The sequence below is a fragment of the Marinobacterium lacunae genome (assembly GCF_000705555.1).
Classification (GTDB): Bacteria; Pseudomonadota; Gammaproteobacteria; order Pseudomonadales; family Balneatricaceae; genus Marinobacterium_D; species Marinobacterium_D lacunae.
In genome coordinates this window covers 25,137-38,942 of record NZ_JMQN01000016.1, presented here as the reverse complement: position 1 = coordinate 38,942, position 13,806 = coordinate 25,137, and the positions used below count along the sequence as shown (strand labels likewise).

Annotated in this window: 12 protein-coding genes and 1 pseudogene; 4 read left to right on the top strand and 9 right to left on the bottom strand. The window is 55.9% G+C overall.

What is annotated here, in order from left to right:
• The 3 genes and pseudogenes from ADIMK_RS21940 to fadB form a co-directional block, all read right to left on the bottom strand.
• Positions 1–82: pseudogene (locus tag ADIMK_RS21940) on the bottom strand (electron transfer flavoprotein subunit beta/FixA family protein); the annotation flags it as partial.
• Between the two features lie 39 nt (positions 83–121).
• Entirely contained in the window at positions 122–1,900 is a 1,779-nt protein-coding gene (locus ADIMK_RS06835; RefSeq protein ID WP_036185484.1) for an acyl-CoA dehydrogenase family protein, read from the bottom strand.
• A 27-nt stretch (positions 1,901–1,927) separates the two neighbouring features.
• A complete protein-coding gene (gene fadB / locus ADIMK_RS06830) occupies positions 1,928–4,048 on the bottom strand; it encodes a fatty acid oxidation complex subunit alpha FadB (protein WP_036185481.1) in 2,121 nt (706 codons plus the stop codon).
• Positions 4,049–4,223: 175 nt separating this feature from the next.
• Here fadB and ADIMK_RS06825 point away from each other — a divergent pair, with 175 nt between their 5' ends.
• From ADIMK_RS06825 to ADIMK_RS06810, 4 genes are all read left to right on the top strand, one after another.
• Positions 4,224–5,225, top strand: coding sequence for an AraC family transcriptional regulator (locus ADIMK_RS06825; protein ID WP_036185480.1), 1,002 nt, complete (start codon positions 4,224–4,226; stop codon positions 5,223–5,225).
• Positions 5,226–5,442: 217 nt separating this feature from the next.
• Positions 5,443–5,907, top strand: coding sequence for a FecR family protein (locus ADIMK_RS06820; RefSeq protein WP_051692615.1), 465 nt, complete (start codon positions 5,443–5,445; stop codon positions 5,905–5,907).
• A complete protein-coding gene (locus tag ADIMK_RS06815) occupies positions 5,904–6,464 on the top strand; it encodes an OmpA family protein (RefSeq protein WP_036185479.1) in 561 nt (186 codons plus the stop codon). Before ADIMK_RS06820 ends, ADIMK_RS06815 begins: the two co-directional genes overlap by 4 nt.
• A gap of 16 nt (positions 6,465–6,480) precedes the next feature.
• Positions 6,481–7,809 (top strand): TolC family outer membrane protein, encoded by a 1,329-nt coding sequence (locus tag ADIMK_RS06810; protein WP_036185478.1) that lies wholly within the window; start codon positions 6,481–6,483, stop codon positions 7,807–7,809.
• An 88-nt stretch (positions 7,810–7,897) separates the two neighbouring features.
• Here ADIMK_RS06810 and ADIMK_RS06805 read toward each other — a convergent pair whose 3' ends face one another.
• From ADIMK_RS06805 to ADIMK_RS06780, 6 genes are all read right to left on the bottom strand, one after another.
• Positions 7,898–8,554, bottom strand: a complete 657-nt coding sequence (locus ADIMK_RS06805) for a glutathione S-transferase family protein (RefSeq protein ID WP_036185477.1) — start codon at positions 8,552–8,554, stop codon at positions 7,898–7,900.
• A 123-nt stretch (positions 8,555–8,677) separates the two neighbouring features.
• Complete coding sequence (locus tag ADIMK_RS06800) at positions 8,678–9,397, bottom strand: YebC/PmpR family DNA-binding transcriptional regulator (protein WP_036185476.1); 720 nt, start codon at positions 9,395–9,397, stop codon at positions 8,678–8,680.
• Positions 9,398–9,490: 93 nt separating this feature from the next.
• Complete coding sequence (locus ADIMK_RS06795; protein ID WP_051692613.1) at positions 9,491–10,441, bottom strand: AEC family transporter; 951 nt, start codon at positions 10,439–10,441, stop codon at positions 9,491–9,493.
• A gap of 149 nt (positions 10,442–10,590) precedes the next feature.
• Entirely contained in the window at positions 10,591–11,541 is a 951-nt protein-coding gene (locus tag ADIMK_RS06790; protein WP_036185474.1) for a 2-hydroxyacid dehydrogenase, read from the bottom strand.
• Between the two features lie 123 nt (positions 11,542–11,664).
• Positions 11,665–12,459: an NAD-dependent epimerase/dehydratase family protein gene (locus tag ADIMK_RS06785; RefSeq protein WP_036185470.1), complete on the bottom strand. Its 795-nt coding sequence runs from the start codon at positions 12,457–12,459 to the stop codon at positions 11,665–11,667.
• 62 nt (positions 12,460–12,521) lie between these two features.
• On the bottom strand, positions 12,522–13,805 hold the full coding sequence (locus ADIMK_RS06780; RefSeq protein WP_036185467.1) for a TRAP transporter large permease: 1,284 nt from the start codon (positions 13,803–13,805) through the stop codon (positions 12,522–12,524).
• Between the last annotated feature and the right edge of the window lies 1 nt (position 13,806).

The window sequence follows — 13,806 nt, the reverse complement described above, 5'->3', positions numbered from 1 at the left end:
GGTCCACATCGGAGTTATCGGCCTTGACCCGTACCTTGACGTTGTAGTCGATGACGCGTTTGACGCTGACAAGTACTTTCATTGTTTTATCCTGTTATCGCTTTTCACTCTGGTGCCTGGATCAGAATTGAGATTCAGGCAGGCCCATAACGCTCTCGCTACCGGAAAGAATTGTATCCAGCAGCCCCTGAGTACGAGGTAGCAGATGTTCGCAGTAGAAGCGGGTGGTTGTCACCTTTGCATTCAAGAAAGCTGAATCGCCCTGACCTGACGCAAGCTGTCGAGCAGCACTGTGCGCCATACGACAGCTGACCCAGCCGCCACACAGATAGCCCATGAGCATCATGAACGGAACGCTGATAGCACCCGGTGCCGAGCTGCTCTGAGAACCCTCTTCCAGCAACCAGCGGGTGGCCTCGCGCGCAGCCTCAAGGGCTGATTTCAAACGTACAGCCATCGCCGCCAGCTCGGCATCAGCCTCAAGCTGCTGGGTGAACGCGTCGATCTCATCAAGGAGTGCATTCATCGCCACACCCTGATTGCGCACGATTTTACGACCAACAAGGTCCAGCGCCTGTATACCGGTGGTGCCTTCATAAATGGTCAGAATGCGCGCATCACGATAGTGCTGAGCAGCCCCTGTCTCTTCGACGAATCCCATGCCGCCGTGAATCTGCACCCCCAGATACGTGACCTCTTGGGACAACTCGGTCAACCAGCCTTTCACGATGGGCGTAAACAGCTCGACCCGTTCACCGTGAACCTTGGCCTGCTCACCATCATCAGCATACTGCTCCCGATCCACCTCAGCGGCTGCCAGCAATGCAAGACCGCGCATCGCCTCAATGGATGCACGCATCTGCATCAGCATGCGCCGCACATCCGGGAACTCGATGATCGGTATTTTGCTGCCATCCTTGCGCGTTCCCTGAACACGCTCGCGCGCGTACTCAACCGCTTGCTGATAGGAGCGCTCGGAGATCGCCAACCCCTGCAGCCCTACCGCCTGACGGGCATGGTTCATCATGGTGAACATATACGCCAGGCCTTGGTTCGGCTCACCGACCATATACCCCACGGCACCACCGTTATCACCGAAGCTCATGGTGCAGGTCGGGCTGCCATGAATGCCGAGCTTGTGCTCAATCGAGACACACTTGACGTCGTTCGCCTGCCCCGGCTCGCCATTTTCATCTAGCAGGAACTTGGGCACGACAAACAGTGAAATACCCTTCACACCGGCCGGTGCATCAGGCAGCCGCGCCAATACCAGATGAACGATATTGTCCGTCATCTGATGATCGCCCCAGGTGATGAATATCTTTTGACCGGTGATCAGGTAATGATCGCCCTCAGGCACCGCTCTGGTTTTCACCGCCGCCAGATCAGAACCCGCATCCGGTTCTGTCAGGTTCATAGTGCCGGTCCACTCGCCGGATACAAGCTTGGGCAACCAGATCTCTTTCAGCGCCTCATCCGCATGATGCTCAAGCGCAGCCCCGGCCCCTTGCGTCAGCAAAGGACAGAGCCCGAACGCCAGATTGGCGGACTGCCAGATCTCATTTACAGCCGTGCCCAGCACATTTGGCAATGCCTGACCGCCAAAGGCTTCCGGGAACGTCAACGTCGGCCAACCGCTTTCAACAAATGAACGATACACCTCGGCAAAGCCAGGAGACTCCTGAACCCCAACGTCCGTCATCTTGGCACCGTTTTGATCTCCAACCTTATTAAGCGGAGCCCAGACTTCGCTGCCGAACTTACCTGCTTCCTCCAGAATTGCCTCAGCCAATTCACCATTCACTTCACTGAGACCTGCAGATTCGCAAAGCGCGTCAAAACCAACCAGTTCGCGCAGTGCAAAGGTGACATCACGATAGGGGTGGAAATATTCGGACATCATCGATTCCTCAAATAAAAAATTCTGTTAGAAGAAGTTCCGACCGCTCTGTGCACGCGTACGGAAACTCTCAGGCAACCGGTAGAGCGGCCCCAAATCGGCAAGTGCATCGACTTTAGCGGCAAACTCATTCAAACCCAGGTGATCGATATAGCGCAGCGCACCGCCGCGGAATTTCGGGAAACCGATGCCCATGATGAGCCCCATATCCACCTCAGCGGCACTGCCCACAACGCCCTCGTCCAGACACAGATAAGACTCCAGGCAAAGCGGTATCATCATGCGATCGATAATCTGTTGATCACTAATTTCCACCTGACGAGCCGCCCGTTCAGAAAGTGACAACGCATCCGGACTTGCGCTCTTGTTGCGCGGGCCGTTGGCATAATCATAGAAACCTCGTCCGTTTTTCTGCCCCAATGCGCCCTTATCCAGCAGCTCTTCGATAATCGGCCTGTCGTCATGCCCCATTCGCTGCGGATAACCTGCTTGCAGCACCTGATCGGCATGTACCATGGTATCGAGTCCGATGACATCAGCCAGGTATGCAGGCCCCATAGGCCAGCCGAACCCTTCCATCACTCGGTCTATGCGCTGAAAGTCCACGCCATCGTGCAGCAGGCGGTTAAAGGCGTTGAAGTAAGGGAACAGCACCCTGTTGACCAAAAAGCCCGGGCAATCGTTGACGACAATCGGGGTTTTGCCCATTTTCAGCGCGCAATCGACAGCCGTCGCAATCGCGACATCGCTGCTTTTCGCGCCTCGGATAACCTCAACCAGCGGCATCATCGGTACAGGGTTGAAAAAATGCATCCCGCAAAAGTTTTCCGGTCGCTGCAATCCCTCAGCCAGTGACGTAATCGAAATTGTCGAGGTATTCGATGTCAGAATAGCCTCTGGCTTCAGATGGGACTCTGTTTCGGTCAAAACAGCGTGTTTGATCTTCTCATTCTCGACAACAGCCTCCACAACCAGGCCGACAGTATCGAAGCCCTTGAACTCGAGCATCGGCTCGATCAGCCCAAGACAGTCGCGCTTGCCTGCATCATCCATATGGCCTTTCGCGATCAGCTTATCCAGTGCCTTGGAGGCGGTATCCACTCCCAAATCCAGCGCTTCCTGTCGAATATCCTTGAGCAACACCGGCGTCCCGGTCACCGCGGCTTGATACGCGATGCCACCGCCCATGATGCCAGCACCGAGCACGGCTGCCATTTGCACCGGGTTGGCCGCTTTTGCAGCGCGCTTCGCAGCACCCTTGACGCTCTGGTCATTAATAAACAGGCCCACCAGGCTTTTTGCGCAATCCGTGCGCCCTAATGTCACGAAACTGCGCCGCTCGGCCTCAAGTGCACTCTCGAATGGCAGCGAGGCGTGTGCCAAGACAAGCGAGAGTATCTTTTGTGCTGCCGGGTAGTTCGGTTTCAGGTACGCCGCAAGCGCTTGTTCCAGAGCCTCCTGATTACACGCCTCTGCTCTAATGTCATGCTTGCGTGCACGCAGTGCTCTGAAATCCAGCGCGCCCGTAACAAGGTTATCCAGCAGTTCCAACCCTGCCACCCACAACTCACTGTCGGCAACACAACGATCCGCCAGCCCCAACTCAAGCGCTTTTTCGCCGCTAACCGGCTTGCCCGAGAGCATCAACTCCAGTGCCGGTTGCACGCCGGCAAGACGACTGGCACGTACCGTGCCCCCCCAACCCGGGCATAGCCCCAGTGTCACTTCAGGCAAACCGAGTTTGGCACCCTCTGCAACCACACGTGCATCGGCCAGCAACGCAAGTTCAAGCCCGCCCCCCAGCGCCAAGCCATTTATGGCACACACACTCGGGTAAGGCAGGTTCTCGAGTCGATTGAATATACCGTGCGCACGCACGACCCAACTCTCGAACGCCTCGAGCGGCCCATTAAAAAGCGGAGGAAACTGGAAGATATCCGCTCCAACGACGAAGGCGGATTTGGCACTCGTAATAAGAAGCCCACGCACGGCCTGATCAGATTCAAGCAGGTCACACACCGCTTCGAGCTCTTGCAAAAACGCAGTATCAACCGAATTGACGCTGCTCTCTTTCTTGCAGATATCCAGTGATATCAGGCCCGACTTGCCCTCAATGTGGCCCAGCCTCAAATAATCGCCGCTGTACATGAAAACCTCCCTCAAAAAATAGACAGACTCTCTGAATGAGACCCTGCCTGAGCGTACGAGCAAGTGTTCCAGTAGTTGCGATGTGAGCCAATGACGGCCCCATACCAAAAAATTAGCATTTTCGGACATTAAGGATAGAATTTAGCAAAATCGACGTACCGAGAGCCGCAATCAAATGAGTTTTGAAAACCAGACCGTATCCGTGCACTATGCCCGAGCCGTGGCCGCTGCAGCGCAGGACAAAGGGTTCTCACCCAGCGAAATACTCCAGTCTGCGGCGATTAACGAAAACATGATCAAATCGGACGACATGCGCCTCACGCCCGAGCAGCTTGCGAAGTTGATGCAAAGCGCCTGGCTGATCGAAGACGATGAATTTCTGGGAATGGCGGCAACCACATCCCGCCATGGTGTTTTTAACTTGATGGCCAAACAGGCGGTGCATTGCAAAAACCTGCGTGGGGTTTACCGGCACCTATGCCGCTTCTATAACCTCACGACAACCGCCTTTACACTCAATTTCAGTTACGATGACAAAATCGCTACGCTGGAGATGAAACTCACCGCCCCGGCCTATGACAAACACCATATGCTGACCGATTTTTTGCTCATTCTCTGGCACCGCTTTCCCGCTTGGTTGATTGGTAATCGGATCCCCCTCATCAGCGCGCATCTGGACTTCGCAAAACCTGCCCACGCCGATGAATACCGACTGCTGTTCCCCTGCCCGATCCAATACGAGGCTGACTGCACCCGTATCTTATTCCCCTCGGAGCTACTGTCTGCGCCGGTGGTACAAACACCCGATACGCTCAAGGCCCATCTTCGGCGCGCCCCTCTGGACTGGTTCAAGCGACAGAACTACTACCCCACATTTACACGGCGTGTGCTGGATGCACTGACGCCTGAGAATCGGTTTGAAAATTTGCAGTTTGAAGAGATCGCGGCGTCCATGGCGATGACAACACGCACCCTGAGACGAAAACTGACAGAGGAGAAAACCTCTTTTCAGGAGATCAAGAGCATCGCCCGGCGCGACACCGCGATACATCTGCTCTCTCGCAAAATCATTCCTATTTCGCGCATTGCACACGAACTGGGCTATTCCGATGCCCCATCCTTTTCACGCGCATTTAAGGAGTGGACTGGCGTAACCCCGATCCGATATAAAAAGTAGTGTGCCCGCGCCCGTCATCAGACGGCATTCGTATCGAATAAGCGTCACTATCTGCGGAATATGGCTATTCTGCCAAAAAAATGGCGACAACTATTTTTATGGGGCTTGCCGCCGCTATCCACTACGCTATTATGAGCAACATTCTAAATTTACAGAGTCTGTAAAGTTTGGTCGCTGGCTGGATTTTACGGAGGACCGGCGGGTAAAGGAGAACCCAATGCACTCTGCGCAGAAAATCTGCCTATTGTTGGCAATGATACTAGCGCCCTCATTCGCTATGGCAGAACCCATAGCAACCATCAAAAAACTTAGTGGTGAGGTTTCTATCGTTCGCAAGAACGAGACACATGCCGCAACCCTGGGTGATCGGATTCACGAACAAGACAGTATATCCACCGGAAATCAGGGCAGCATTGGCATTCTGTTCGATGACGATACCCGCATTGCCGTAGGACCCAATTCAAAACTTTCTCTCGCTGACTATTCATACGACCCCCGCAACCACAAAGGTGGGCTGGACCTGAAAGTCAGCGAGGGCACCGTGTCAGTTATTGCCGGTAAGGTTGCACAGGGCAACCCTGAGGCACTTAGCGTTGCGACCCCAGCAAGCGCCATAACCGTCAGCGGTAACGCATTCTCCATCAAAGTTGATAACCCAACAAAAGAGGGTAACGCCCAATGATAAGAACCGCTGCTACCCTTGGATCGGCCTTGCTGCTGCTTGGTCTGTCCGGTTGCACCGTATACAGCGGCGCCGTCAACACTTTCGGCCCTGACAAACCGGTATCGGATGTTGCAGCCAATACGGATGGAGAGCTTTTGCTGTCCAAGGAACCGCCCCCCTTCTGCCCAGCCCCTGTCGCCGCCGCTGACGATTTCGACAAGGTGGATAAGGCGATGCCCGCGGCTCCGATCTATAAGTTGGTATACTTCAAGTTCGACTCTGACGAGTTGACCGAACAGTCCCGACGCGACGCCGAAGAGATTTACCAGGAAGTCCTCAAGCGCGAAGCGCCTGAGGTTCTCGTTACGGGCCACACCGACACGTCCGGATCTGCTGCGCTTAACGATGCACTTTCCAAGCGCCGCGCCGAAGCCGTTCGGGAAGACCTGATCGAGATAGGGGTCGATGCTGACACGATCCGCACTTACTATAAAGGTGAGTCGGAGCCGCTAATCGATACCGGAGACGGTGTTAAAGAACTGCGCAACCGTCGTGTTGAAATCAATGTTCGCTAGATTATGAGGCACGCTTATGAACAAGCAATGGATGCGTAAAACTCTTTGCTGCGCTCTGGCTGGCGGCACGCTCAGCCTGCTCCCTTTTACGGTTAGCGCCCAGACCATTAACGAAGCAATTGAAGAGACCATGGAAACCAATCCTCAGGTTCTCTTCTCTGCCACTCGCAGCAAGACCGACGAGCAGCAGCTCAGTATCGCCAAGAGCGGCTATTATCCCAAGGTTGACCTGACGATCGGCTATGGGTACGAATGGACCGATAACACGGGCACACAGGATACTGACATGACGCGCCGCGAAAACAGTATTCAAGCCTCTCAGATGCTGTATGACGGATATGCGACCAAAAGCCGCGTAGACTCTGCCGAATCCGGCGCACAGGCTTCCGCGCTCGACCTGGCGGCAACCTCCGAGGATATGGCGCTCAAAGTCACCGAGGTTTACCTTGATGTACTGCGTTACCAGCAGCTTCTGCAGCTGACCCGCGAAAACCTTGAAGCACATCAGGCTACTCACGACCGAATCAAGCAACGCTTCGAATCCGGTCTTGGCAATCAGTCCGATTACCAGCAGGCGCAGGCTCGACTGGCCCTGGCCAACTCCAACATGGTGGTTGCCGAGGGCAACCTGTGGGAAGCCGAAATCAACTTCGAACGCGTTGTTGGTCACCCCCCGAAAGACTTGGTGATGCCAGAAGATGACTGCTGCACACACCTGCCGTCAACGCCGGACGATGCAGTCGCAATCGCACTGACCTCCCACCCCGCTCTGCTTGCAGCTATTGCCCGCCATGAATCATCTATGGCGCAGGAAAACATCGCACGCGCAGCGTTCCACCCGCGCCTGGATCTTGAGCTGAGCGCTGCGACCAATCACGGCGTGGATGGCAAGAACTACAGCGAAGACGAAGCACTGGCGATGCTGAGAATGCGCTACAACGCTTACAACGGCGGCGCCGACAGCGCCCGTGTTGCACAGCTAGAGCATCTGAGCAAAGCGCAGCGCGCCTCGGTAATCAAGGTACAGCGCGAGCTCAAGGCTGACGCGTTTTCCTCCTGGAACAAGCTGAAAAACATCTACGATACACAGCCACAGCTGGAGCGGCACGCCAGCTCTGCCGCCGAAACCCGTCAGGCATACACCCGTCAATTCGATATCGGACAGCGCTCGTTGCTTGACCTGCTCGATACCGAGAATGAGTATTTCACCGCACGTTCGGATGAGATCAACGGCGTATTCGACGAGTGGTATGCACGCTACAGCCTGCTGGCCGATGTCGGTAAACTGCTCCTTGCCATGCAGGTTGCCCCCGATTTCGACAAAGTCGAACTCGCAGGCCAGTAAACAACATAAAGGCGATATCGGTTAACCGATATCGCCTTTATTTTTCTCCTCCACACCAAGCGCTTACCACCAAGCGCCCCCTGACGACTCAGTCGACCGGCGTACCCTTTTCTTCCGCATCCAACACCTGCAACTCGGCCTGAGCATCCTGCATCCACTGCGCAATTGATGCGTCATTCAATACTGTATGGACATAGGCTTTCGACGCCTCAGAGAGAGTCGTTTGATAGGTATGGAATCTCAGCGCAACGGGAGCGTACATTGCATCGGCAATTGAGCGCTCACCAAACAGCCAATCCCCCTTGGACGCGAATCTCTGGCGAAGAGAAGCCCACAGGCTATCGATACGCGCAATTTCGGTCGAGCAGGCATCCGATACGGTCAGCTCACGCACGGCCCGACAGTTCATCGGCATCTCACGGCGAAGATTGAAAAAACCGGAATGCATCTCACAGCTTATAGCTCTCGCCAGTGCCCGGTCAGCAACATCACTCGGCCACCCACGCCCCTGAAGATAGGCATCATTAAGGTACTCCCCTATGGCGAGCGAATCCCAGACATTCAGATCGCCATCCACCAGGACCGGCACCTTTCCTGCGCTGGAGTATCGAGCGATATCCTTTTTGAAATTATCAGTATCGAGTAACAGCTTGACCTCGGTAAACGGCAGGTCAAACCACTTGAGCATTAACCAGCCACGCAAAGACCACGACGAGTAATTTTTGTTGCCGATCACCAATTCCATTACCGCTCTCCACTCCTGTTTTTCCCTCAGTCTAGCGACACTTTACTTCAACTGGCATTGCCACACACAAATAAGCCGGCATATAGCCGGCTTATTCTGGACAACAGGGTTAAGAGCGGCGTATCAGGCCATCTCTACGTTGTGGTACACCTGCTGAACATCATCCAGATCATTCAGCATGGAGAGGAATTTCTCGAAAAGCGCCACATCGTCGCCGCTGACCGTCGTGTAACTCTGCGGGATGAACTGGATCTCGTCCACTTCAAAATCGATATCGCCACACAGATCCAGCAAAGCCTGCTTGGCCTTGAAATAATCAGTGTTGGGCGCAAACACTGTCAGCTTGCCATCTTCATTCTCGATATCGGTAACGTCGACATCAGCGTCCATCAGCGCTTCCAGTACTGCCTCTTCATCATCGTAGGCAAATACAAAAATCGCGCAGTGATCGAACATGTGGCTGACGCTGCCCTGGGTGCCGATTTTGCACTTGGTCTTGGTGAACGCCTGACGGACATCACCAAAGGTGCGGTTCGGGTTGTCGGTCAGACACTCAATAATCGCCATACTGCCGCCCGGACCATAGCCTTCATAGCGCGCAGGAGAATAGTCCTCACCCGCTCCGCCCTTGGCCTTATCGAGCGCCTTCTCGATAACATGCGCCGGCACCTGCTCCTTCTTTGCCCGGTCGATCAGGCTGCGCAGCGCCAGGTTACCGGTGGGGTCGGTGCCGCCCGATTTGGCTGTGACATAGATCTCTCGACCATAACGACTGTAGACCTTGGCCTTCATGTCGGAGGTCTTGGCCATCGACTCTTTGCGGTTCTGATACGCTCTGCCCATGCAGCAAATGCTCCACTATCACCAGAAAAATGCGATTTTACTGGCAACCGACCTTTGCGAACAGCTCAGAAAGCATAAGAATCGATTCTCGACTCAGATAAAGGAGAAGCTTTGCAAGATATAGAGCCCGGCCATGATCGTGACAACCGAGATCGCGGTTGAAATGGCGATGATGTTGGCAGCCAGCTTGCCGTCACTGCCTGATGCTCTTGCCATCACATAGCTTACGGCCGCGGTGGGACTGGCCAGGAACAGGTACAGCATACCCAAATCGCGACCCTCAAAGCCCAGCAGCACTGCGACCAGCGTGAACAGCGCTGGCGTCCACAGCACCTTGAACAGGCTGGAGCTTAACGCGATCCGGCCGGAATCAATGAATGCCGACAGCGAGAGCGTCCCACCCACACAGACCAGTGCCAGCGGCAACGTCATCGACGAAAAGTAGTCGGCCGAGACCATGATCCACTTAGGCAATGTCACCCCTGCGGAAGACGCCAGCAGTCCAGCCAGCACACTGAGAATCAACGGGTTGCGCGCCAGGTCCTTGATCACCGAGCGTACATCGGCTTTGAAACTGGTGCTGTAGACCCCCAGCACAATCACCGACAGCACATTGAACAGCACAATGATCAGCCCGGCCATCACGCCGCCGACAGAAATTCCGTAATCCCCATACTGACTGGCCGCAAGCGCCAGCCCCACTATACCGCAGTTGCCGCGAAACGCCCCCTGAACGTAGAGTCCTCGGTTTTCGGCCGGAACAGTCCGTCGTGCCCAGAGCCAGGCCCAGCCAAAACTGAGTACCGTGGCCAGGTAAAAGTACCCGATCAGTTTGGGTTGCAGTGCGGTATTGAGGTCGGCACGCAGAATGCCGAAGAACAGCAGCGTCGGCATCAGCGCCTTGTAACTGAGCACCGAGGCGACGGAGATAAAGTGATCGTCGATCAGCCGCGACCGCTTGAGCACCATACCGATAACCAGCATCGCAAAAACCGGCCCGGTAACGGTGAATATCTGGGTAAAAATCGCGATCTGACTACTCATACGCCTCCACTCTTTCGCATTGCCTCGTATCCTGCCGGATGCGAGGCACATCATACATCATATGTTTAGCCAAAGAGTGGAATTACAGGTTCTCTATTAATGGTTGCTATCCCATCCATAAGAATCGCTTATCACAAGTTAGAGCGCATTCAGCCCACAGGGGTGAGTAACGGTTTACCTGCGAAATGCGCCGCCAGATTATCCACCACCAACTGTGCCATCGCGCCACGCGTCTCCACCGTACCGCTGGCGCAGTGCGGTTGCAGCACAACGTTATCCATATCCAGCAATGCGGCCGGCACATGGGGCTCATCGACAAACACATCCAAGCCGGCGCCGGCCAGTGCACCCGCCTGCAGAAGCTCGACCAGCGCGCCCTCATCCACCACCGAGCCACGGGAAATATTGAGGAAATAGCCCTTGGGCCCGATCGCGCTGAGTACCTCGCGACTGACCATCCCTTCGGTTTCAGGGCCGCCCGGGACCACCGGCGCCAGCACATCAACATCCTGCGCCAGCGAGAGCAGATCGTCGTAATAGGGATAGGCCACATCCAGTTGCGGACGGCGGCCATAATAGCTGACCTCCATACCGGAGGCTTCGGCACGCCGGGCAATCGCTTTGCCGATCCGTCCCAGACCGGCAATACCCAGTTTCTTGCCCTTGAGCGAGGTGTTCAGCGGCATCATCCCCTTCTCCACCCAGTTGCCGCTCTTGATCCAATCCACGCCCGGCAGCAGCCGACGCAGCGTGGCCAACAGCAGCATCATCGCCATATCGGCTACGTCGTCGGTCAGCACGTCCGGCGTATTGGTCACCGGTATCCCACGCGCCCGACAGGCATCAACACAGATGGTATCGACGCCCACGCTGGACGAAGTCACGATCTCCAGATTGGGCAGACGGTCCAGCAGGGATGACTCGAAACCGCCGCCATGAGTAGTGACAACAGCACGGATCTTCGACGCCACCTCTCTGAGCATCGCCTCTTTCTCGTCAGGGGTCGCCAGGTCGTAGCGGTGCAGGCGATAGGTCTCATCCAGCATTTTCATCTGTTCCGGCCGATTCGGACAGACAACCAATACGTCGATATCACGCATATTTACCCCTCAATCCATGCAGCTCAAATCAAAATGTAATACATCATACTTTCTAGCATAAAAAAGCCCCGCCTGGGCGGGGCAATCCTCTTTGAGGGTACGTTTACAACGACAGAATCAGACTCAATCCTCGAAATGCCCGGCGGCGGCAAAGCCGCCGCCCTGGTAGCGCACCGCCGGGTCGTTCGGGTCTACCACCTCCTCCAGGATATGGGGTTCGTTCTCGAATACCGCGGAGCTGTCTTTGGGGTTCCAGCCGAGATAGCTGACCTTGGTGTTATCCCACCACTTGGTCGGGTTGTCGGAAACCCCATAGACCACCGGGCAACCCAAACGATCGGCGGCGAACACGCGCTTGATCAGGTCGGTAAAGTCATCGACGCTCATCCAGGTCGACAACATGCGGCGGTTGGCCGGTTTGTCGAAGCAGGAGCCAATCCGCACCAGCGCCGATTCAACCCCGAACTTGTCCCAGTAGTAGCGCGCCAGCAGTTCACCGAATCCCTTGGAAACACCGTAGAGACTGTCCGGGCGCATGGCCGAATCCGCATCAAGACAGGTTTCCCGCTCGTGATAACCGATCACATGGTTGGAGCTGGCAAACAGCACGCGCCCGGCCCGGTGACGACGACAGGCTTCATAGACGTTGTAGGCACCCTTGATATTGCCGTTGAGGATGCTGTCGAAGGTATTCTCCACCGAGATACCGCCGAGATGGATAATCCCGTCGCACCCCTCCACCAGTGACATCACCGCCTCGTAATCACCCAGATCACACTGCACGAAGGTTTCACCCTCGTTTAGATCATCGATCGGTGCAATATCGGACAGCCGGATTTCGTCGGCCCAACCCGCCAGAGTCTTGCGTAGCGCCCGTCCCAGATTGCCGCCGGCACCGGTCAGTAGTACACGTTTCATAACACTCCCCACTTAGGCCAAATCAATAGTTGGGCCAAATCAATAGTCAGTTCTATTCAGACTCAGATACCGATTAGCTTCGGCAGAATCATCGAGATCCACGGCACGTAGGTGATCAGCATCAGCACGATGAACAGCGCGATGTAGTACGGCCAGATGGTCTTGACCGCCCGCGCGATCGGCACCCCGCCAACCGCACAGCCGACGAACAGGCAGGCCCCCACCGGCGGCGTACACAGACCGAGTCCCAGGTTCATCATCAGCATCACGCCGAAGTGGATCGGATCCATGCCCAGAGCCACCGCCACCGGCAGGAAGATCGGCGTGCAGATCAGGATCAGCGCCGCCATATCCATGATCATGCCCAGCATCAGCAGCATCAGGTTCATCATCAGCAGGATTACGATCGGATTGTCCGAGATCGACGTCAGCGTCGATGACAGCAGCTCCGGCACCTGATACATCGCCAGCATATAGCCGAAAGCGGAGGCACAGCCGACCAGGATCATCACCAGGCCGGTGGTTTTGACCGAGCGGGTGACCGCGGTCCAGAACGCGTCCCAGCTCAGGGTGCGATACGCGATGGCGGTGATGCCGATGGCGTAGAGCGCGCCGATGGCACCGGACTCGGTCACGGTAAACACACCGGAGAGCGCACCGCCGACGATGATGATCGCAGTCAGCAGCCCCGGCAGCGACGCGATGAACGAGATCAGGACCACCTTCCAACCGGCAAACTCTTCGGTCGGGAAGTTCTCACGAATGGCGATCCAGCGCGCCACGAACGCCAGCGCGAGGCACATCAGCACACCCGGAACAATGCCGGCGATAAACAGGTTAGCCACCGACATGCCGCCACCGGCCGCCACCACGTACAGAATCATGTTGTGGCTCGGCGGAATCATGATACCGGCGATCGACGAGGTCACGGTCACGTTGACCGCGTAATCATCCTTGTAGCCCTTCTCTTTCATTACCGGGATCAGCAGCGAGCCCAGCGCCGACACATCTGCCACCGCAGAGCCGGAGATACCACCGAACAGCATACTGGAGAACACGTTAACCTGGCCCAGGCCACCACGCATCCAGCCGACGGCGCTGGATGCCAGACGCACCAGCCGTGCCGCGATGCCGCCATGCAGCATCAGTTCACCGGCGAAAATAAAGAACGGGATCGCCAGCAGCGAAAACACCGACATGCCCGATACGAAACGCTGGAAGCCGATCATCAGCGGCAACCCTTCGTAGATGAAGGATGACAGCGCAGCGATACCCAGACCGAAGGCAACCGGTACGCCGGCGACCGTAAACAGGGCAAACAGCCCCAATAGAATCAGCAGCCCCATC